The organism is Corynebacterium sp. HMSC05D08 (genome assembly GCF_001807215.1).
GTDB classification, from domain to species: Bacteria; Actinomycetota; Actinomycetes; order Mycobacteriales; family Mycobacteriaceae; genus Corynebacterium; species Corynebacterium striatum.
The window spans coordinates 1-19,613 of the sequence record NZ_KV788326.1; the positions used below are offsets into that span (position 1 = coordinate 1).

A 19,613-nucleotide genomic window follows, 5' to 3' on the forward strand; every position below is an offset into this window, starting at 1 on the left:
AACTACAACACACCAAAATGAGCCAAGTCAGGTTTCATCGCCCGCGAATCCGGCATTAAAGATCGCCAAGCGCAATACCTCAAGAAGATTGACCGTTGGAGACATCTAACGGTGCTTCTACCCCGGTAGCGTCTGCAGCAGTTATACCTTCAAATTGCCAGCCCACCACTGCATTACGCACGGAGGCTTCAAGGAGGTTGGGTGGCTGAATGCAGCTGATGGTGAGAAGGCGCCCTGGCATGGGGCCTTCGCCCCAGATTGCAGGGTCTTCGGCGAGGCCTTCTTTTACTGGGTCGTGCATGTCGGTGGCGCTATAGACCAGCCAGTTGTCGCCGGAGTTTGCAGTGCGCAGGTAAAGCTTGTCGCCGAGGGCGACCTTGTGCTTGTTTGCGCCGCCGTCGTAGAGGTTGTTAAAGACAGCGGGAACGCCGGCGCCGGTGTGACCGGCGATGACGGTGATGTCTGGTGCATTAGTGCCAGGCAGCGAATATGGACGGTCCGCAGCGGTATAAGTACAGGCCTTCGCCATCGTTTCCGGGTCGATCGCGCCGTTTTTGACGCGGCAGGAGCCATCTTCGAATTCGGCATGGACCTCGATTGCAGGGATGAACATCTCAACAGCGGCGGAGGGCTCAATGACTGGAGCAGCTGCCACAGGGACTTGGTTGCTCTCTAGTCCTTCAGGAGGATCGACCACGCGATGCATCGTGGCGGCAAGGGCCCCACTTGCAAGCGCCGCACTCGCAAGGACACCAACCGTAATACGGAACTTGCCCGAGCTGGACCACAAGTGCAGTACGCGAGTATGGGGCGCCGGCGTGTTCGTTTTTTGTGCGCGGTGGCGGCCACCCTTGCTTCGCGGCTTTGGTCGGGGGTTGTGCTTTTGGCGGTTGGGTAGTGTCTTCGGCGCTGTTGATGTTGATGTCTTCGGCGTCGTTGGGGGAGTGCGCCGCACGTAGGTGGGCTCGCCGTCGGGGTTGCCGTTGCCAGCGCGGCGGGTATCGATGGGTCTGCTATTGATGGGGCGGCGCTGTGTGCTGGCTCTGGTACTGCTGCTGGCACTGTCTGCCCGGGGGCGCGTGTGATCTGCGCTGTGAACTGGCAGATCGTGAGGATTACGCGGGGGCATAGGCGGCGGCTCCAGGAGGTGAGGGAGGTGGGTTCTAAAAGTAAGTAAATATTCTAACCAACTCTAATCCTTGGCAGGCGTTGAGCAGTAATAGCCGCAGAATATACCCAGGTGTGGTGGCTGCAAAGTTGTTGGTGTGGATGGGCTGTTCGCTGTAGTGTTATCGCCGTTATATCTCTAGGTAAAGGAAGTTTCGTGTCTCTCAACGAATCTGCTGCAGCAGCAATCAAGAAAAAAGTGACTCTCCTCGACGAGTCATTTGGCCGCTTCGCCGTCCGCGCAATTCTCGCCGGCGTCTACCTCGCAATCGGTACTGCTTTCGCTGCGGTTCTGGGACAGGCCGTGGAAAAGCATGCAGAGGGCCTCGGAGCTCCTGTCTTCGCTCTGTTCTTCGGCCTTGGCCTTTTTGCCATCGTTATCCTGGGCGCCGAACTGGCTACCGGCAGCATGATGTACGTGGTCTATGGCGCCATCAACAAGCAGGTTGGTTGGGGCAAGGGCCTGTGGTTGCTCATCGTGACCACGTTCTTCAACCTCGTCGGTGCGGCTCTTTTCGCAGCGGCAATGGGCATGTCTGCGAAGCTGGGCCATATAGACCCGACCCACCTCATTTCCACCTTGACCATGGGCAAGCTGGAGAAGGACCCTGCAGGCCTGTTGGTTGAGGGTATGCTCGCCAACTTCGTGGTCAACATGGCCATCGTCGGTGCTGTCTTTGCCAAGGACATCGTTTCGAAGTTCTTCGTCATCGTTCCGATCATCGCGTGCTTCGTGGGCCTGAGCCTTGAGCACGTTATCGCAAACTTCTGCCTGATGATGCTGACTTTCTTCTGCTCCACCCCACTGCCTGACGGCTTCACCTTGGGTGCTGTTCTCACCAACTGGTCCCTGGTGTGGATCGGCAACGTCATCGGCGGCGGCTTCCTCATCGGTGGCGTTTACGCCTGGCTCAACAAGGGCCCTGAGGCTTACCGCGACTAATCATCATCTTCTGCGCGCAGGATGCGCATGGCAACGACGAGTTCCGAGGAATACTCCCGGAGCTCGTCAATTAGGTTTTCACCCACAACGCGCAGCTCGGCGTCGTCGACAGGCTCCAGTGCATCGAGGATGAACAGCGCCGCGGTGGTGTCGTCGTGCAGCGCCGTGCGGGTGCACTGGCGCCAATTCCAACGGCGGCAGGTGACGCCGTTCGCATCGAGCCAGACCACCTCGCCCGGCTCGGGATGCTCGGTTACAGGCTCGCCTTTGTCCATAGTGGCGAAGTTCTCAGCACCGGTAGCTCGCACCAGCTGTGGAGATGATACATAGGCGTTCAGGTCTTCGCCGCCGAAGGGGATCTCATAAGTCACGGACAGCGAGTTATAGATGTCCGTGAGGCGGTTGATGCGAGGCAGCCCCTTTTCCGCGCGGCGCATGAGCGCCTCCGCGCTGTTGCAGGTGCGCGATGGCTTCGCGCCGAATCCTTGATAAGCCTCGCGCCATGCGGCGATGTGCGGGAAATCCGTGACGGCGCACTTGCCCAAGCGTGTGCGGGCGACCTCCTCGGCGTTGCGCAAGAGCTGCTCCGAGTGGGCGTCGGAAGGCGCAGGCGTGATGCCATCGACAGCGATGAGCAGCGCGCGGTAGTCGGGGCGTAAGGCCGCGACCTCGGGGCTGATGCTGGCGTCAGCAAGGAACTCGATGAGTTCGCTAGTACTGCGGATCTTGTTGGAAGAGCTGTTGTTCAACGCTTGAGTTCTCCTGACTTAAGTTCACCTGCGTAGATGTTGAAACGATCGCCGCGGGCAAACCCCACCAAAGCCATGCCGGTCTCCCGGGCAGTCTCCACGGCGAGGGAGGATGCCGCGCTAACAGCAACGAGCATTCCGAACCCCGCCATCGCTGCCTTTTGTACAAGCTCGAAGCTGGCGCGGGAGCTCATAACCAAAATAAGGTCGTCTGCGGGCAGGCGATCTTCAAGGAGCAGGTGCCCAATGACCTTGTCTGCGGCGTTGTGCCTGCCGACGTCCTCCCGCACAACGATGGGCTTGCCGTCTAAGGTGAATGCGCCGGCGGCGTGGATGCCACCGGTCTTGCGGAAGAGCTTTTGCTCGGCGCGCAGCTTCTCGGGCAGCTGCGCAACGACGGCCGGGTCAATCGTGATGGTGGGGAGCGCGTAGCGCGATTTCTTGTTTAAATCCTCGATGGAGCTAGTGCCGCATACGCCGCACGCGGAGTTGCTAAGTGTCAGACGCAGGTCGGACAAGCTAATGACGTTGTCGTTCGCAAGGTCCACGTCGAGCAGGTTGTAGGTGTTCATCCCGTCAACGGTGGAGCCGGCGCAGTAGCGGGCCTCGGCGACGTCGGAAAGCGTTGCGATGTGCCCCTCCGAATGAAGAAAGCCGTGCGCGAGCTCGATGTCGTGGCCCGGCGTGCGCATGGTGGTGGTTAGCGTCTGCCCGCCGACGCGGATCTCTAACGGTTCCTCTCCAGCCACGGTGTCAGCGCGGGTGTCGACCTGCGTGACCTCGATGCCGCTCTCGCCGCCGAGACGCACCTTGGTTACCGCAAAGTTGGATGTGACGCGACTTGCCATTACTGGATTGCCGCCTTGAGCTTGGCGATGTTGGCGCGAGCCTCCTCCGTGTCCTGGGAGGCCAAACCCACCAAGTATGCGGTCAGAGGTGCTGCCGGACGGGCGCGATTGTGAGCAACATCCTTAGTGAGATCGAGGAGCTCACGGACAAGGGCGGTGGCATCGTGCTTGTCGACGCCGAGAAGCTCCGCGGCCTCCTCCAGCCACTGGTGGGCGGATTGGATTGGGTCTTTTTCTTCGGTCATGACGGCAACTGTAGTCTGCCCGCTGTACACGCAACATGGCGGAGGCAACAAGTGGACGCTTTCGGGAAGAAAGCCATGGAACTTGCGCCGGGAGAGAGATTTGGAAAAGGGCAGGTAAGCGAGTAAAGTTGCAGGTCGGACTTGCGCCGAGGCGGCAGTGCGCCAAAATCTTCTTGGGATTTAGGCCCTGTGAGCTGCAGAAAGCGTCAAGCCGAACAAGAATTTAACAACATCAACTTTGTTGTAGGCCCCCCGCCGTTCATGGTGGCCCGTTGTATGTATCAAAGGGTGGCGAGCGCCTTACGGTATTGACCGTGGGGAGCGTGAGTAGCCCGAAATCACACGGAAAACGCTTAGGTGGGCGTGAGCTTAAAGCTCGCGCGTTTCGGAAGAAATGTAGTGGGAACCGCAACGAGAAAGGTACCGGTCACTCACATGACCATGACTGATCCTATCGCCGACATGCTGTCGCGCGTGCGCAATGCAAGCCATGCGCACCACGACACCGTGTCGATGCCGACCTCCAAGATCAAGGCAAGCATCGCCGACATCTTGAAGCAGGAAGGCTACATCGCTGACTACACCGTTGAGGACCGTGAGCTCAAGCTCACCCTCAAGTACAACAACCGTGAGCGCTCCATCGCTGGTCTGCGTCGCGTGTCTAAGCCGGGTCTGCGTGTGTACGCAAAGTCCACCAATCTGCCGAAGGTCCTTGGCGGCCTGGGCGTGGCTATCATCTCCACGTCTCAGGGTCTGCTGACCGACCGTCAGGCTCAGGAGAAGGGCGTAGGCGGAGAAGTTCTCGCCTACGTCTGGTAAGGGAGGATTGACACATGTCTCGTATCGGTCTAGCACCAATCGCCGTACCATCCGGCGTTGAAATCAAGGTAAACGGCCAGGAGGTCGAGGTTAAGGGTTCCAAGGGCACCCAGACCGTCGTTCTGCCAGAGCCAATCACCATCGCAGTCGAGGATTCCGTAATCACGGTTTCCCGTCCAGATGATGACCGCAAGCACCGCGCTCTGCACGGCCTGTCCCGCTCCCTCGTCAACAACGCTGTTGTTGGCGTGACCGAGGGCTACACCATCAAGATGGAAATCTTCGGTGTCGGTTACCGTGTCCAGCAGAAGGGCAAGGACCTCGAGTTCGCTCTGGGTTACTCCCACCCGATCCTCATCGAGGCTCCGGAGGGCATCACCTTCGCTGTGGATGGCGCAACCAAGCTCTCCGTATCTGGTATTGACAAGCAAAAGGTCGGACAGGTCGCCGCTAACATTCGCCGCCTGCGTAAGGACGATCCTTACAAGGGCAAGGGCATTCGTTACGAAGGCGAGCAGGTCCGCCGCAAGGTCGGAAAGACGGGTAAGTAAGCAATGGCTAACACTGAAAACGCAAAGCGCACCCCAATCGGCAAGGACATCTCCTCCCGCCGTCGCGAAGCACGCGCACGCCGTCACTTCCGCATCCGTAAGACCCTGCGCGGCACCCCTGAGGCACCGCGTCTGGTCGTTCACCGCTCCTCCCGCCACATGCACGTCCAGGTCATCGACGACCTGGCTGGCCACACCCTGGTCGCAGCTTCCTCCATGGAAGCTGACGTTCGTGCACTCGAGGGCGACAAGAAGGCAAAGGCCGCCAAGGTTGGCGCCCTGGTCGCTGAGCGCGCCAAGGCTGCTGGCATCGAGACAGTTGTCTTCGACCGTGCTGGCTACAAGTACCACGGTCGCGTTGCCGCTCTCGCAGAGGCAGCTCGTGAAGGTGGTCTGAAGTTCTAATGATCATGGCAAACGGAAACATCAACGGAAGGAACGCCTAATGTCGGACCGTGAAAAGCGTGACGGCGGACGCTCCGCCGAGAACGGTCGTAACAACGACCGCAACAATGGCGGTCGTCGCAACGATCGTCGTAATCAGCAGGACAACGAGCGCGATAAGTACATCGAGCGCGTAGTCACCATCAACCGCGTCTCCAAGACCGTTAAGGGTGGCCGCAACATGTCCTTCACCGCTCTCGTCGTCGTTGGCGATGGGCAGGGCATGGTTGGCGTTGGCTACGGCAAGGCTAAGGAAGTCCCTGCCGCAATTCAGAAGGGTGCAGAAGAGGCTCGCAAGAACTTCTTCCGCGTCCCGATGATCGCCGGCACCATCACCCACCCGGTCGAGGGTCGCGACGCAGCTGGCATCGTCATGATGAAGCCTGCCGCACCTGGTACCGGTGTTATTGCCGGTGGTGCTGCACGTCCGGTGCTCGAGTGCGCTGGTGTGCAGGACATCCTGTCGAAGTCCCTCGGCTCCGACAACGCCCTCAACGTCGTCCGCGCTACCGTGGACGGCCTCAAGCAGCTGGTTCGCCCTGAAGAGGTTGCCGCACGTCGTGGCAAGTCCCTCGAAGAGGTTGCTCCGGCCCAGATGCTGCGTAAGCGCGCAGGTCAGGAGGCATAAACAATGGCTCTGAAGATTACTCAGGTAAAGGGCCTGGTGGGTACCAAGCCGAATCATCGCAAGAACATTGAGGCTCTCGGCCTCAAGAAGATCGGCCAGTCTGTTGTAAAGCAGGACACCCCGATCATCCGCGGCATGGTTCATAAAGTACGCCACCTGGTCACCGTCGAAGAAGTGGCAGGGGAGTAAACCATGGCTGATATTATCAAGCTGCACGACCTGCGCCCATCCGCAGGAGCAAACAAGCCTAAGACCCGCGTCGGCCGCGGTGAGGCATCCAAGGGTAAGACCGCTGGTCGCGGTACCAAGGGCACCAAGGCTCGTAAGCAGGTTTCCGCTGCTTTCGAGGGTGGCCAGATGCCGATCCACATGCGTCTGCCGAAGCTGAAGGGCTTCAAGAACCCGAACCACGTTGAGTACCAGGTAGTCAACGTTGCTGACCTCGCAGAGGCTTTCGCAAACGGTGGCGACGTCACCGTTGCGGACATCGTTGCTGCTGGTCTGGTTCGCAAGAACCAGCCGGTCAAGGTTCTGGGCAACGGCGACATCAACGTCAAGCTGAATGTCACCGCTGACAAGTTCTCCAAGTCCGCTGTTGAGAAGATCGAGGCTGCTGGTGGCTCCGCCACCGCTACCAAGTAATCAACGCGATTCTTGACTAGATAGGTGCCCGTTTCCCCAAGGGGAGACGGGCACCTTTATAGTTTTATTACTCAATTCCTACCTGCATTGTGGCTAAGTTAGGTCAGGCTGGTAGGCTTGCAGGGTCATAAGTGTTCAACCGTCCTTTAGGGCTTCCCATAGCTCGCAGTGTTTAGCGTGCCAGGGTGGTCTGAACAGGACAGATGAGTTCCACCTCCACGCTGCCACCTATTGCCTTAGGCGTTGGCTGCGTAGGAAGGCCAGGAGGATTTTGTAGTGTCCGCCATTTTGCAGGCTTTTAAGGACGCCGACCTGCGTAAGAAGATCATCTTCACCATCGTGATGATCATTGCTTACCGCATCGGTGCCCAGATTCCATCCCCAGGTGTTGATTACGCGTCCATCGCTGGCCGCCTGCGCACCCTGACTGAGGAGTCCGGCAACCTGTACTCCGTCATCAACCTGTTCTCAGGTGGTGCGCTGTTGCAGCTTTCCATCTTCGCCATCGGCATCATGCCGTACATTACGGCGTCGATCATCGTCCAGCTGCTCACCGTAGTCATTCCACACTTCGAGCAGCTAAAGAAGGAAGGTCAGTCTGGTCAAGCCAAGATGACGCAGTACACGCGTTACCTGACCCTCGCACTGGCGCTGCTGCAGTCCTCCGGCATCGTGGCCCTCGCAGACCGTGAGCAGCTGCTTGGCCAAGGCGTCCCTGTGCTTGCTGAAGACCGTAACTTCTTCACCTTGATTGTCCTGGTTATCACGATGACCGCAGGTGCAATCCTCGTTATGTGGATGGGCGAGCTCATCACTGAGAAGGGCATCGGTAACGGTATGTCCCTGATGATCTTCGCGGGTATTGCAACTCGCCTGCCAACCGATGGCATCAGCATCATGAAGAACAACGGCGGCCTCGTCTTCGCCATGGTTGTCGCTGGCCTGATCATCCTTGTCGTTGGCATCACCTTCATCGAGCAGGGTCAGCGCCGCATTCCAGTCCAGTACGCAAAGCGCATGGTTGGCCGCCGCCAGTACGGTGGCTCTTCCACCTACCTGCCGCTGAAGGTCAACCAGGCCGGCGTTATCCCGGTCATCTTTGCGTCCTCGCTTATTTACATGCCGGTTCTCATCACCCAGATCGTTAACTCTGGCTCTGCAGTAGTTCCGGATAACTGGTGGCAGCGCAACGTGATTGCACATCTGCAATCTCCAAGCTCGTGGCAGTACATCGTGCTTTACTTCGTGCTGACCATCTTCTTCTCCTACTTCTACGTATCGGTTCAGTACGACCCTGCTGAGCAGGCCGACAACATGAAGAAGTATGGTGGATTTATCCCGGGCATCCGCCCGGGCCGTCCCACCGCGCAGTACCTCGGTTTCGTTATGAACCGTCTGCTGTTCGTTGGCTCCCTATACCTTGCATTGATCGCTATCTTGCCGAATATCCTTCTGGACCTCGGAGTTGGCCAGTCCACTGCGAATGGCGTCTCCGCATTCGGTGGTACCGCGATCTTGATTATGGTCTCTGTCGCCTTGACCACGGTCAAGCAGATTGAGTCCCAGCTCCTGCAATCCAACTACGAAGGACTTCTCAAGTAATGCGTTACGTACTCCTCGGCCCTCCCGGTGCTGGCAAAGGCACCCAAGCAGCTATCCTGAGCGAAAAGCTCGGCGTCCCGCACATCTCTACCGGCGACCTGTTCCGCGCCAACATCGGCCAGGGCACCCCACTTGGTGTTGAAGCAAAGTCCTACATCGATGCCGGCAAGCTGGTGCCAACTGACGTCACCGCACGCATGGTTGAGGATCGTCTGAACCAGGACGACGCTGCCAATGGCTTCCTCCTGGATGGCTTCCCACGCACCGTGGAGCAGGCTGATATCTTGGCTGATCTGCTGGAGAAGAAGGGCCAGAAGCTCGACGGCGTTATCAATTTCGAGGTCTCTGAGGACGTCGTCGTTGAGCGCATGCTTGCTCGCGGTCGCGCTGATGACAACGAGGAGACCATCCGTACCCGCCTCGGTGTCTACCGCGACGAGACCTTCCCGCTCATCCAGCACTACGGCGATGACATCATCAACGTTAAGGCTGAGGGCACCGTTGAGGAGATCAACGAGCGCACCCTGAAGGCTATGGGTAAGTAAGACTCATGGGTTTTAGACGCCGCAGCAAAGCAATCCCCGCTCGTACCCCGGGTGAACTCGACGCAATGCAGGCCGCCGGTGAAATCGTCGGCAAAGCATTGCAGGCCGTACGCGATGCTGCGGCGTCTGGCGTATCTACCCTCGAACTTGATGAGGTGGCCGAGCAGACCATCCGCGATGCCGGCGCAACCCCTACGTTCAAAGGGTACGAGGGTTTTCCTGGTTCGATTTGTGCGTCTGTCAACGACGTCATTGTTCACGGGATCCCCGGCAAGGACATCGTTCTTGCTGAAGGTGACTTGGTCTCCATCGACTGCGGTGCCACGCTCGACGGTTGGGTAGGGGACAGCGCCTGGACTTTTGGCGTCGGCAAGCTTTCTCCCGAAGCAGTTGCGCTTAACGACGCCACCGAATGGGTCCTGATGGAAGGACTCAAGGCTATGCTCCCCGGGAATCGTCTAACTGATGTCTCGCACGCCTTGGAGCAAGCCACCTACCGCGCCGAGGATAAGTTCGGTGTGGATCTGTTCATCGTAGATGGATATGGCGGCCACGGTATTGGCCGCACCATGCACGAAGAACCCTACCTCGCTAATGAAGGCAAGGCCGGTCGTGGGCCTTTGATTCAGGAAGGTTCGGTACTAGCGATTGAACCAATGCTCACCCTGGGTACGGAGGATAACGCCGTGCTTGACGACGATTGGACTGTGGTCACCCTTGACGGCAGTCTCGCCGCTCACTGGGAACACACCGTCGCCGCGACCGCCGACGGCCCACGAATCCTTACTCCTCGCTATTAGCCTTAATCCTTCCTATTAACCTGTCCCGCTGCGAGACTCCACAGCTGGTAGGTGGAAATTGCTGGGGGAGGACAGTGGCCGCGTCGAGTATGCGGATTCCACTTCAGGGTTTATACTCGTTGCCATGTCTAAACTTCGCCTCCGCAACGTGTCTGCTAAGGCACGTCGTGCCCTAATTGCCCCTATGACCGCCGGTGTCATGACCGTCTCCGTCCTGGCAGGCGCCCCAGCAGCTTCCGCTCAGACCGTTCCTTCCATTGAGTCCATGAGCTCCGATGTGCAGGCACAGATCGATAACTTCGTCGGTCAGTCCCGCGAGCAGGCTTGGAACACCCGTAACCAGATTCTGGATCAGGTCAAGGTCTTAAACCCTGCTGCGGCAGACGCTATTCAGCCGGCTGTTGATGCAGCTGTGAACGCAATCTTCCCTGGACTCATTGACCAGAAGAACGCAGAAGCTCGCGCTGCTCGCGAGGCTCAGGAGCGTGCCCACGCTGAGCAGGTTGCTCGCGAGCATGCTGCGGCCCAGGCTGCTGCCCGTGAGGCCGAGGCGCAGCGCCAGCGCAACGCTTTTGACCGCGGTCCGTGCCCGGCTGATGCACGTGTTTGCGTTGACCTCAAAGGCAAGCGTTCCTGGCTGCAGGATAACGGCAACGTCACCTACGTGGCATCTGCCATCTCCTCCGGCATGGCTGGTGAAGAGACCCCACGCGGCACCTTCTACATCAACCGCAAGGTAAAGGATGAGATCTCCCGCGAGTTTGGCAACGCGCCGATGCCTTACTCCATGTACTTCACCAACAATGGCCACGCTTTCCACGAGGGTTCCCCGGCATACGAGTCCAACGGTTGCATCCACCTGCCGCACCAGGACGCAGTCCGCTTCTGGAACGACGTTCCGGTTGGTTCCAAGGTTTTCATCTACTAAGCCGGAGCAACTAAAGCTTTAAGGCATTTCCTCATTCCCTTCGCGGCAAGAGCCGATGGAAGGAATGGGGATTTTTCATGTTTTGGTGTGTCGCTACGACTCTGCAGGTAGATGAGTTTGGAGATTGCGTCTGTGCAGCGTATGCTTGAGCGCTGGTGTATGTTTACGGATCTTAGGAACCGGGACGTCGCCAAGCAGTAGACAACAAACATGCAGGTGGCACGCACTTGTTGCCGCCTAGAAAAGTAGAGGTTATGGCTAAGGAAGGCGCAATCGAGGTCGAGGGTCGTATTATCGAACCTTTGCCAAACGCAATGTTCCGCGTCGAGCTCGACAACGGACACAAGGTTCTTGCTCACATTTCGGGCAAGATGCGTCAGCACTACATTCGCATTCTCCCAGAGGATCGCGTGGTTGTGGAGCTGTCCCCTTATGACCTAACCCGCGGACGCATCGTCTACCGCTACAAGTAAACACTGTAAGCCTCCTTACCCAACCGGCATAGGCTCGCTATGCCCACTCCACCTCAGGCTGCGATGGCCTGAGCCCGCGCTGGTAAGTAGCCCACAGATCCGGCATCGGCCCGGGCGAAGTGCTGCATGGAGCGGGACGGATAGGGAGAAAACCATCGTAACAACCCGAAAGGACACGCCACATGGCACGTCTAGCTGGTGTTGACCTCCCACGCAACAAGCGTATGGAGGTTGCTCTCACCTACATCTACGGCATCGGTCCAACCCGTGCCAAGGAACTGCTGGAAAAGACTGGCATTTCTCCTGACCTGCGCACCGACAACCTCGACGACGATCAGCTGTCGGCGCTGCGTGACGTAATTGAAGCTACCTGGAAGGTCGAGGGTGACCTCCGCCGTCAGGTTCAGGCTGACATCCGCCGCAAGATTGAGATTGGTTGCTACCAGGGCATCCGCCACCGTCGTGGCCTGCCTGTCCGTGGTCAGCGCACCAAGACCAACGCTCGTACCCGCAAGGGCCCGAAGAAGACGATCGCAGGAAAGAAGAAGTAATTCATGCCTCCAAAGACTCGCTCCGGCGCGCGTCGTACTGGCCGTCGCGTCGTAAAGAAGAATGTGGCCGCAGGCCACGCATACATCAAGTCCACCTTCAACAACACCATCGTGTCTATCACTGACCCGTCCGGTGCTGTTATCTCCTGGGCATCCTCCGGCCACGTCGGCTTCAAGGGATCCCGTAAGTCCACTCCGTTCGCTGCGCAGATGGCTGCTGAGAACGCTGCTCGCAAGGCAATGGAGCACGGCATGAAGAAGGTTGACGTTTTCGTCAAGGGTCCGGGCTCCGGCCGCGAGACCGCCATCCGTTCCCTGCAGGCTGCAGGCCTCGAGGTTTCCTCGATTACGGATGCAACCCCACAGCCGCACAACGGCTGCCGTCCAACCAAGCGCCGCAAGGTTTAAGGGAAAGAAAGAGGTAAGAAAATGGCTCGTTACACTGGCCCCGCTACCCGCGTATCCCGCCGTCTGCGCGTCGACTTGGTCGGCGGCGACATGGCATTCGAGCGCCGCCCGTACCCACCGGGACAGGCTGGTCGCAACCGCATCAAGGAGTCCGAGTACTTGCTGCAGCTTCAGGAGAAGCAGAAGGCAAAGTACACCTACGGTGTCCTTGAGCGTCAGTTCCGTCGTTACTACGCCGAGGCTAACCGCCGCCCGGGCAAGACCGGTGACAACCTGGTCGTTCTGCTCGAGTCCCGCCTCGACAACGTCGTCTACCGCGCTGGTCTGGCTAACACCCGTCGCCAGGCTCGTCAGCTTGTCTCCCACGGTCACTTCACCGTGAACGGCAAGAAGATCAACGTTCCTTCCTTCCAGGTTTCGCAGTACGACATCATCGATGTTCGTGAGCGTTCCCAGAAGATGGAATGGTTCGAAGACGCTCAGGACCGCCTCGTCGATGCCAACGTACCGGCATGGCTGCAGGTCGTTCCTGACACCCTGCGCATCCTCGTGCACCAGCTGCCCGAGCGCGCTCAGATCGACGTTCCGCTGCAGGAGCAGCTCATCGTCGAGCTTTACTCGAAGTAAACTCTGTAACCGAGTGCTGCCCCGGCTGCATTCGGAGAAGAGTGAATCTTCGAAACCTTCGTCTTTACCCCTTCTACCGGCGTCATATAGCGGGCGTCGACAAGGAGAATTTCAATGCTCATTTCCCAGCGTCCTCAGCTCACCGAGGAATTCATCGACTCGTCTCGTTCCAAGTTCGTCATCGAACCGCTCGAGCCGGGCTTCGGTTACACCCTCGGTAACTCCCTTCGTCGAACCCTGCTGTCCTCCATCCCGGGTGCAGCAGTAACTTCCATCAAGATCGATGGTGTTCTCCACGAGTTCACCACCATCAACGGTGTGAAGGAAGACGTCTCTGAGATCATCCTCAACGTCAAGGGCTTGGTTCTGTCCTCCGACTCGGACGAGCCGGTTGTTATGTACCTGAGCAAGGAAGGCCCAGGTGTTGTTACCGCGGGCGATATCCAGCCGCCGGCTGGCGTGGAGATCCACAACCCGGATCTGCATATCGCATCCCTGAACGACACCGCCAAGCTGGACATGGAGCTCGTCGTCGAGCGTGGCCGCGGCTACGTTCCAGCAGCACCGACCTCTGGCGAAATCGGACGCATTCCGGTTGACCAGATTTACTCCCCGGTTCTGCAGGTCTCTTACAAGGTCGAGGCAACTCGTGTTGAGCAGCGCACCGACTTTGACAAGCTGATCATCGACGTCGAAACCAAGAACTCGATTTCTGCCCGCGATGCCCTGGCTTCCGCCGGCGGCACCTTGGTCGAGCTCTTCGGCCTGGCTCGCGAGCTGAACAATGCTGCTGAAGGCATCGAGATTGGTCCGTCCCCACAGGAGACGGAGTACATCGCGGCTTACAGCATGCCGATCGAGGACCTGAACTTCTCCGTTCGCTCCTACAACTGCCTGAAGCGTCAGGAAATCCACACCGTTGGTGAGCTCGCAGAGTGCACCGAGTCGGACCTGCTGGATATCCGCAACTTCGGTCAGAAGTCGATAAACGAGGTAAAGATCAAGCTGGCTAACCTGGGCCTGGCTCTCAAGGACACCCCTGAGGACTTCGACCCAACCCAGCTCGAAGGTTACGACGCAGAAACCGGTGACTTCAAGGATCCGTCTGCGGACGATTCCGAGTAAAGCACCACACTGAACTGCGGCTGGACTTTCCAGTCCAACCGCGCGCTCACTTTATCCGCACACGAGGAGTACATAATGCCAACCCCTAAGAAGGGTGCCCGTCTCGGCGGCTCCGCTACCCAGCAGGCTCACCTGCTGAGCAACCTGGCTGCTAGCCTGTTCGAGCACGGCGCAATCAAGACCACCGATGCGAAGGCGAAGATGCTTCGTCCTTACGCTGAGAAGATCATCACCAAGGCTAAGTCCGGCACTCTTGCTGACCGCCGCGCAGTGCTGAAGCTCATCCCGCACAAGGATGTTGTTGCGCACCTGTTCGACGAGCTGGGCCCTAAGTTCGAAGGCCGTGAGGGCGGCTACACCCGCACCATCAAGCTGGAGAACCGTACCGGCGACAACGCCCCGATGTCCCAGATCTCCCTCGTTCTCGAGGAGACCGTGACCTCCGAGGCCAACCGCGCTACCCGCGCAGCTGCTTCCAAGCAGGCTGAAGAGGCTAAGGTCGAGGAGACCAAGGCTGAAGAGGCTGAGGAAGCAAAGGCAGAGGCAACCGAGGCAGAGGTCGAGGAGACCGCTGCTGAGGAGACCGAGGAGAAGTAAAACTTCTCTCGCCTTAACTAGGCTGCAGAACCACCTTAGGTGGGGCTGCGGCCTTTTGTTATGCTTTCTGGGCCATATAACCCCGACCAGAACGTATACTCTATGACCCCGCTGTTTACTGTGCTGTACGTAATCGGCATCGTCTCTGAGGCGATGACCGCTGCGCTGTCCGCTGGCCGGCAAAAGATGGATTTGTTCGGCGTCATCATGTTGGGCGCTGTCACCGCATTGGGCGGCGGCACGATCCGTGACATGGTGCTGGGCGCCTACCCGTTGACGTGGGTAGCGGAACCGCGCTTCCTCTTGGCCGTGGTGGCCGCCGCCGTCGCCACGGTTTACATGTCCTTCCTCATGCACTATTTCCGGCATGTATTCCTGCTTCTCGACGCCCTGGGCCTTGCGGTATTCAGCGTTCTTGGCGCTCAAAAGGCCCTGGAACATGGCCATGGATTGGTTATAGCTGCCGTGGCTGCGGTGCTGACCGGTGTCTTTGGCGGTATTTTGCGTGACTTGTTGTCCGACCGTATTCCGCTGGTCTTGTCCGCGGAGCTGTACGCCTCCATTTCTGTTCTTGCTGCCTTTTCTTACGCGGGATTGATGGAGCTGGGGCTCAGCGCTGAGGTCGCTGGCGTAGTCACGGTATGCCTGGCGTTGGCGCTGCGCGTGGCCGCGATCTACTTCGGATGGTCGCTGCCGGTGTTTGAGTACCGGGGAGCCGAGCAACCCATGGACCCGCGCCTGCGCTTGTCAGCCCGCATTGTTCGGGATGGCGCCCGCAAGGCCAAGCGCAAAGCCGGCCAGGCCAAGGAGAATCTAAAGCACCCCAAGCGGGCTGGCTATGCCGCTTTGAGCAAGCTGGGCGTGAGCAAGAGCGCGAAGGGGCAGCGCGCGTCCCAGGATTGGGAACTCAATCGCGAGTGGAATGCCAACGACTAGGTAGGATCAGCATCCATGACTAACGTTCGCCTTCGCCTAGACCTAGCCTACGACGGCACCGACTTCCACGGGTGGGCCCGCCAGAAGGGGGATTTGCGTACAGTCCAAGGGGTTCTCGAGGACAATCTTTCAATGATCCTGCGCCACGACGTAGAGCTGACTGTTGCGGGGCGTACCGATGCAGGCGTGCATTCCGCGGGGCAGGTAGCGCACTTCGACGTACCGCCGGAGGCTCTAGAACAGCGATCGATTGATGGGGACCCGGCCAAATTGGTGCGTCGTCTAGCAAAGCTCCTTCCTGAAGACGTTCGTGTGCATGCCTGCACAGCGGCGCCAGAGGGATTCGACGCCCGCTTCTCGGCACTGCAGCGCCACTACGTTTACCGCATAACCACGCACCCACGCGGCGCACTTCCGACCCGCGCGCGGGATACCGCGCAGTGGCCAAAACCGGTGGACATTGACGCAATGCAGGAAGCCGCGACCACCTTGGTGGGTCTCCACGACTTCGCTGCGTTCTGTAAGGCCAAGCCGCACGCCACCACCATCCGGGACCTGCATTCCTTCGAGTGGGTGGACGTCTCCACGCCCACCGAGCCGCAGCTCTATGAAGCACGCGTGTCCGCAGATGCCTTCTGCTGGTCTATGGTGCGTTCCTTGGTGGGCTGTTGCTTGCGCGTGGGGGAGGGCGCACGCGACGTCGACTTCGCCGCAGCGATGCTCGCTGAGAATCAGCGTTCTTCCCAAATACCGCTGGCGCCAGCCAAAGGCTTGAGCTTGGTACGCGTGGACTATCCGGCCGATGAGGAGCTCGCGGCGCGCGCGGCGGTGACTCGGGATCGTCGCGCTGCGGATGACGTGCAGTTGGGCTAAAGTAGCGCGCAGACTTACACAAATAAGCGCAGTCGCGTGAGGCGGTGGGGTGCCGCCTTACAATCCTTAGGGTAGGGGTTCGTTGACGCCATCCGCGGGGTGCGCACTGCGCGTGAATTTCGGGGGAGGTTCGCATGGCTCGTCCCATGCCTACGACAAAAGCACACGTCTCAGGGTATAAGTTTCTGCGCCGACGGGTGGAACACGGCTTGGTTCTGGGCGATATCCGGATGATTCATGATCCGCTCGCCAAGCGGCGCCGCGCGCTCGTCTTCGGCATCATCGCCGTGGCCTTTCTAGGGGTTGGCTCGGGGCTTATGGCGTGGTTGCAACCCAATCCCAATCCGGGGGATGCGCCCATCGTGCGCACGGACCAAGGCCAGCTCTTTGTTCTGGTGAATGAGGCCTACCATCCAGTCGCTAATCTGACGTCCGCACGTTTGATTGTGGGCGAGCCGGCGACGCCGCATGCCATCGGCACGGACTTTCTGGGCGGTGCCCGCCTAGGCGCGCCGCTGGGAATTGCAGATGCGCCGAACTATCTGGCGGATCCCACCTCGCCGCATTCGGCGTGGGCAGCCTGCTATTCGCCGCAGGAAGACGTAGGCGATGAAAACCTCACCACCATCGACGACGATGCGGGGCGCCCAGGAGAGACCATCGTCGTGGCGAATGCGGATGTGCAAGGATTCACAGCGCAGGCCGCAGCCTTGGTGGAGTCCGGTGGCAAGAAGTGGTTGCTCACCGAGGCAGGGCGCGTGGCATTGCCCGCGGACACGAGCACACAAGGCAGGGTGCTGCGCCGCGCATTGGGGCTGCGCGATGACACGTATGCGTGGAAAATCTCGGAGGAGCTTCTCAATGCTTTCGCAGAGTTGCCGCCGCTGTCCTTTCCAGCGGAGCTACCGGAGATCCTGGATACCGGTGACGGCCTGTGGGCGCGCAGTGAGCAGGGAGTAGCAGCGATTACTCCCACCCAGGCGGAGATGCTGGTGGGGATGGGGGCGCAGCGCCTGAACACTGAAGCAACGGAGGTCGCAGCGCTTGGCGACGCCCCATTAGGCTTCAACCTGCCTTCTACCAGGTACGAGTTCCATGGCCCCGATGCGGGCTGGCTGTGCGCCAACGACGAAGGCGGAGGTGCTCTCAGCACACCAGTCGCGGGCAGCGTCGCCGTGGCGGGCGAAAGCGCTGCAGACCGGTTCGTGGGCCTAGAAGCTGGCGGGGTGGGCGTCGACAGTGGTCATGGCTACCATGTGATTTCCGCTACTGGACTTCGGCATGCAGTCTCCCAAGGCACCCTCATGGAGGCTCTCGGGACTACCAGTGACGTGCAGGTTCCTTGGGAAATTTTGCGGCTTCTGCCTGAGGGATCGCCCCTGGAGCGAGATGAGGCGCTGCGCGGCTGAAAGCGGTGCTCGGAAGAGATGCAGGCGGGCCGGACAGGTAGCTAGAATCAGTGCGCATGGGAACAATGCGCGAGGCGGTGCATGAGCGCGTAGAGAATTTTCGTGACCGGCACTCGCGCTCAAAGGAAGCCAAGTACGGCTTCTTGGTCCGTCCACTGACGCTGACCTTGGGATGGACCATCCTGATCGTCGGACTCATCACCATCCCGCTGCCCGGCCAAGGATGGCTCACCACCTTCGTAGGAATCGGGATTCTCTCCCTTGAGGTGCACTGGGCCCGTCACCTTTTGGAGTGGGGTGTTCACCAATACGATCGCTTCTTCGACTGGTTTGGCCGTCAATCCATGCGTACCCGCGCGCTGCTCATCACCTTGCTGATCGTGATTATTTGGCTCGTCTTCGCGCTCATTCTGTGGGGCTCATGGGCAACCGGATACCTGGACTTCCTCAACGGTTTCTTCGCGTGGTTGGGAATCACGCGTCCCGAATTCGGCGCAGCGTAGCGCTTAAGACAACAAGCCCGCCCAATGAGGCCACGAGCGCCATCAACCGCGCGGGCGCAACACTGCGTTCAGCGGCGGCTGGCCGAACAACTACGGACTTTTCTGGTGCAGCTGCATCAGCGCTCGCGTTGGGGCTTTCCCGATCCTGGTGGAAGGTCAGGGCGCTGAGCGGATCGATGAAACCGTTGCCTGGTTCGGCAGCAGCATAGATGCGGGCACGCAGCTTCGCGGGGCTTTCATGCGGATAGCGCTGCGCGAGCAAGGCGACGGTTCCGCTGAGAACCGGTGCGGCAAAGGAGGTGCCGTGGAATGGGGAGGGCTGGCCGTCGCCGGTGGTCTTGGCGCGTGCCCACTCGCCGCCAGGGGCTAGCGCCAAGGGCACGTGGCCGTCGGCGCTGAGACGACGATCCTTGTCGTGAATAGGGATGGAATACTCGGCGACGTCGTGGGCGTTTGCCAGTGCGCCCACGGCCAGCACGGTGGCAGCATGCGCAGGATAGACCACGTCTTCTTTGGTGCAGCCGCCCGAGGACGCATTGCCGGAAGCTGCAACAATCACCGCACCGCTATCCTCGGCCCGCTGCAACGCGGCGTCGAGATCGCGCGTGTCCACCCGGTGTGCGTCCTTGCGCGGAACGCAGGAAATTACAGAAATGTTGATGACTTTGGCTCGCTCATCCAGAGCGCTGTTGATCGCAGCGGCAAGCGTCTCCAAGGTCCCGGAGGAACTGAGGTTGTCCTCTGAGCGATGGCGGTAGTGCCCGCTGGTCTGCCGGATAGACACAATTTCCGCACGGGGTGCGATGCCGATGTCATAGCCAGCAATCACGCCGGCGACGGCCGTTCCATGGATATCGCAATCCCGTAGGGAATCGGGTTCTTCCGGGGTGACGAAGTCGCTGCCGCCGCGTAACGCCCGTAGTTGCGGATGCGGGCTGACACCAGTGTCGATGACGGCCACGGTGATTCCTTCACCGGTGGCAAAGGAATGCAGCCGTGCCCGGTACGCCGCTTGTTCCTGCGAGGAACGCGGTGAACGCTCCGCAGGAATAGGCACTGCGCATGCGACGTCAGGTTCGCGGGCCTGCGCCGGCGCGGGAAGAATCAACGACACCCCAAGAAGCATCAATGTAGCCGCCACCCGAAGTGAGCGGGCGAGAGCGCAGCCTGAGGCAAAAGACTCCTGAGCTTGCATGGCGT

At 59.6% G+C, this 19,613-nt stretch carries 27 protein-coding genes; 21 read left to right on the forward strand and 6 right to left on the reverse strand.

What is annotated here, in order from left to right; genetic code table 11:
• Positions 1–79 precede the first annotated feature (79 nt).
• Positions 80–706, reverse strand: a complete 627-nt coding sequence (locus HMPREF3148_RS05555) for a sortase family protein (protein ID WP_049146971.1) — start codon at positions 704–706, stop codon at positions 80–82.
• 618 nt (positions 707–1,324) lie between these two features.
• Here HMPREF3148_RS05555 and HMPREF3148_RS05560 point away from each other — a divergent pair.
• Positions 1,325–2,110, forward strand: a complete 786-nt coding sequence (locus tag HMPREF3148_RS05560) for a formate/nitrite transporter family protein (protein ID WP_049146958.1) — start codon at positions 1,325–1,327, stop codon at positions 2,108–2,110.
• On the opposite strand, the gene HMPREF3148_RS05565 is transcribed toward HMPREF3148_RS05560, so the two are convergent.
• Genes HMPREF3148_RS05565 through HMPREF3148_RS05575 form a run of 3 tightly spaced genes read right to left on the reverse strand, consistent with a single transcriptional unit; the run spans position 2,107 to position 3,952 of the window.
• Complete coding sequence (locus tag HMPREF3148_RS05565; protein ID WP_201271429.1) at positions 2,107–2,859, reverse strand: B3/B4 domain-containing protein; 753 nt, start codon at positions 2,857–2,859, stop codon at positions 2,107–2,109. The two genes, HMPREF3148_RS05560 and HMPREF3148_RS05565, sit on opposite strands and share 4 nt — an antisense overlap.
• Positions 2,856–3,707, reverse strand: a complete 852-nt coding sequence (gene fdhD / locus HMPREF3148_RS05570) for a formate dehydrogenase accessory sulfurtransferase FdhD (RefSeq protein ID WP_070508857.1) — start codon at positions 3,705–3,707, stop codon at positions 2,856–2,858. The genes HMPREF3148_RS05565 and fdhD overlap by 4 nt, the downstream gene beginning before the upstream one ends.
• Positions 3,707–3,952 carry a DUF6457 domain-containing protein gene (locus HMPREF3148_RS05575; protein ID WP_005527780.1) on the reverse strand — a complete coding sequence of 82 codons (246 nt, stop codon included), beginning with the start codon at positions 3,950–3,952 and terminating at the stop codon, positions 3,707–3,709. The genes fdhD and HMPREF3148_RS05575 overlap by 1 nt, the downstream gene beginning before the upstream one ends.
• A gap of 435 nt (positions 3,953–4,387) precedes the next feature.
• Between HMPREF3148_RS05575 and rpsH the strand changes: the two genes are divergently transcribed.
• From rpsH to rpsD, 14 genes are all read left to right on the forward strand, one after another.
• Positions 4,388–4,771 carry a 30S ribosomal protein S8 gene (gene rpsH, locus HMPREF3148_RS05580; RefSeq protein WP_005527782.1) on the forward strand — a complete coding sequence of 128 codons (384 nt, stop codon included), beginning with the start codon at positions 4,388–4,390 and terminating at the stop codon, positions 4,769–4,771.
• Between the two features lie 14 nt (positions 4,772–4,785).
• A complete protein-coding gene (gene rplF, locus HMPREF3148_RS05585; protein WP_005527784.1) occupies positions 4,786–5,322 on the forward strand; it encodes a 50S ribosomal protein L6 in 537 nt (178 codons plus the stop codon).
• A gap of 3 nt (positions 5,323–5,325) precedes the next feature.
• Positions 5,326–5,727: a 50S ribosomal protein L18 gene (gene rplR / locus HMPREF3148_RS05590; protein ID WP_005527786.1), complete on the forward strand. Its 402-nt coding sequence runs from the start codon at positions 5,326–5,328 to the stop codon at positions 5,725–5,727.
• 40 nt (positions 5,728–5,767) lie between these two features.
• Positions 5,768–6,394, forward strand: coding sequence for a 30S ribosomal protein S5 (gene rpsE / locus HMPREF3148_RS05595; RefSeq protein ID WP_005527787.1), 627 nt, complete (start codon positions 5,768–5,770; stop codon positions 6,392–6,394).
• 3 nt (positions 6,395–6,397) lie between these two features.
• Positions 6,398–6,583 (forward strand): 50S ribosomal protein L30, encoded by a 186-nt coding sequence (gene rpmD, locus HMPREF3148_RS05600; protein ID WP_005527789.1) that lies wholly within the window; start codon positions 6,398–6,400, stop codon positions 6,581–6,583.
• A 3-nt stretch (positions 6,584–6,586) separates the two neighbouring features.
• Complete coding sequence (gene rplO, locus HMPREF3148_RS05605) at positions 6,587–7,036, forward strand: 50S ribosomal protein L15 (RefSeq protein ID WP_070508859.1); 450 nt, start codon at positions 6,587–6,589, stop codon at positions 7,034–7,036.
• A gap of 276 nt (positions 7,037–7,312) precedes the next feature.
• Entirely contained in the window at positions 7,313–8,638 is a 1,326-nt protein-coding gene (secY, locus tag HMPREF3148_RS05610) for a preprotein translocase subunit SecY (protein WP_070508861.1), read from the forward strand.
• A complete protein-coding gene (locus HMPREF3148_RS05615) occupies positions 8,638–9,183 on the forward strand; it encodes an adenylate kinase (protein WP_005527795.1) in 546 nt (181 codons plus the stop codon). The genes secY and HMPREF3148_RS05615 overlap by 1 nt, the downstream gene beginning before the upstream one ends.
• 5 nt (positions 9,184–9,188) lie before the next feature.
• The gene (gene map, locus HMPREF3148_RS05620; RefSeq protein WP_034656515.1) at positions 9,189–9,983 is read left to right on the forward strand and encodes a type I methionyl aminopeptidase; all 795 of its coding nucleotides are present in this window, start codon (positions 9,189–9,191) and stop codon (positions 9,981–9,983) included.
• A gap of 124 nt (positions 9,984–10,107) precedes the next feature.
• Positions 10,108–10,911: a L,D-transpeptidase gene (locus HMPREF3148_RS05625; protein ID WP_046646784.1), complete on the forward strand. Its 804-nt coding sequence runs from the start codon at positions 10,108–10,110 to the stop codon at positions 10,909–10,911.
• Between the two features lie 254 nt (positions 10,912–11,165).
• The gene (gene infA / locus HMPREF3148_RS05630) at positions 11,166–11,384 is read left to right on the forward strand and encodes a translation initiation factor IF-1 (protein WP_004566852.1); all 219 of its coding nucleotides are present in this window, start codon (positions 11,166–11,168) and stop codon (positions 11,382–11,384) included.
• Positions 11,385–11,566: 182 nt separating this feature from the next.
• On the forward strand, positions 11,567–11,935 hold the full coding sequence (rpsM, locus tag HMPREF3148_RS05635; RefSeq protein WP_034656519.1) for a 30S ribosomal protein S13: 369 nt from the start codon (positions 11,567–11,569) through the stop codon (positions 11,933–11,935).
• A 3-nt stretch (positions 11,936–11,938) separates the two neighbouring features.
• Positions 11,939–12,343, forward strand: a complete 405-nt coding sequence (rpsK, locus tag HMPREF3148_RS05640; RefSeq protein WP_034656521.1) for a 30S ribosomal protein S11 — start codon at positions 11,939–11,941, stop codon at positions 12,341–12,343.
• A 21-nt stretch (positions 12,344–12,364) separates the two neighbouring features.
• Entirely contained in the window at positions 12,365–12,970 is a 606-nt protein-coding gene (gene rpsD, locus HMPREF3148_RS05645) for a 30S ribosomal protein S4 (RefSeq protein ID WP_005527812.1), read from the forward strand.
• On the opposite strand, the gene HMPREF3148_RS14130 is transcribed toward rpsD, so the two are convergent.
• Positions 12,958–13,092, reverse strand: a complete 135-nt coding sequence (locus HMPREF3148_RS14130) for a hypothetical protein (protein ID WP_256364827.1) — start codon at positions 13,090–13,092, stop codon at positions 12,958–12,960. The two genes, rpsD and HMPREF3148_RS14130, sit on opposite strands and share 13 nt — an antisense overlap.
• On the opposite strand from HMPREF3148_RS14130, the gene HMPREF3148_RS05650 reads away from it, so the two are divergent.
• The 6 genes from HMPREF3148_RS05650 (at position 13,085) to HMPREF3148_RS05675 (ending at position 18,413) form a co-directional block, all read left to right on the forward strand.
• Complete coding sequence (locus HMPREF3148_RS05650; RefSeq protein ID WP_005527816.1) at positions 13,085–14,095, forward strand: DNA-directed RNA polymerase subunit alpha; 1,011 nt, start codon at positions 13,085–13,087, stop codon at positions 14,093–14,095. The two genes, HMPREF3148_RS14130 and HMPREF3148_RS05650, sit on opposite strands and share 8 nt — an antisense overlap.
• 75 nt (positions 14,096–14,170) lie before the next feature.
• Complete coding sequence (rplQ, locus tag HMPREF3148_RS05655; RefSeq protein WP_005527818.1) at positions 14,171–14,692, forward strand: 50S ribosomal protein L17; 522 nt, start codon at positions 14,171–14,173, stop codon at positions 14,690–14,692.
• Positions 14,693–14,794: 102 nt separating this feature from the next.
• Positions 14,795–15,628 (forward strand): trimeric intracellular cation channel family protein, encoded by an 834-nt coding sequence (locus tag HMPREF3148_RS05660; protein ID WP_070508862.1) that lies wholly within the window; start codon positions 14,795–14,797, stop codon positions 15,626–15,628.
• A gap of 15 nt (positions 15,629–15,643) precedes the next feature.
• Positions 15,644–16,501 carry a tRNA pseudouridine(38-40) synthase TruA gene (truA, locus tag HMPREF3148_RS05665; RefSeq protein ID WP_049160870.1) on the forward strand — a complete coding sequence of 286 codons (858 nt, stop codon included), beginning with the start codon at positions 15,644–15,646 and terminating at the stop codon, positions 16,499–16,501.
• Positions 16,502–16,647: 146 nt separating this feature from the next.
• Positions 16,648–17,910: a type VII secretion protein EccB gene (gene eccB, locus HMPREF3148_RS05670; RefSeq protein ID WP_236081533.1), complete on the forward strand. Its 1,263-nt coding sequence runs from the start codon at positions 16,648–16,650 to the stop codon at positions 17,908–17,910.
• A gap of 56 nt (positions 17,911–17,966) precedes the next feature.
• Complete coding sequence (locus HMPREF3148_RS05675) at positions 17,967–18,413, forward strand: TIGR02611 family protein (protein WP_005527825.1); 447 nt, start codon at positions 17,967–17,969, stop codon at positions 18,411–18,413.
• Here the strand turns inward: HMPREF3148_RS05675 and HMPREF3148_RS05680 are convergent.
• Positions 18,385–19,527, reverse strand: coding sequence for a S8 family serine peptidase (locus tag HMPREF3148_RS05680; RefSeq protein WP_236081532.1), 1,143 nt, complete (start codon positions 19,525–19,527; stop codon positions 18,385–18,387). The two genes, HMPREF3148_RS05675 and HMPREF3148_RS05680, sit on opposite strands and share 29 nt — an antisense overlap.
• Positions 19,528–19,613: the final 86 nt, after the last annotated feature.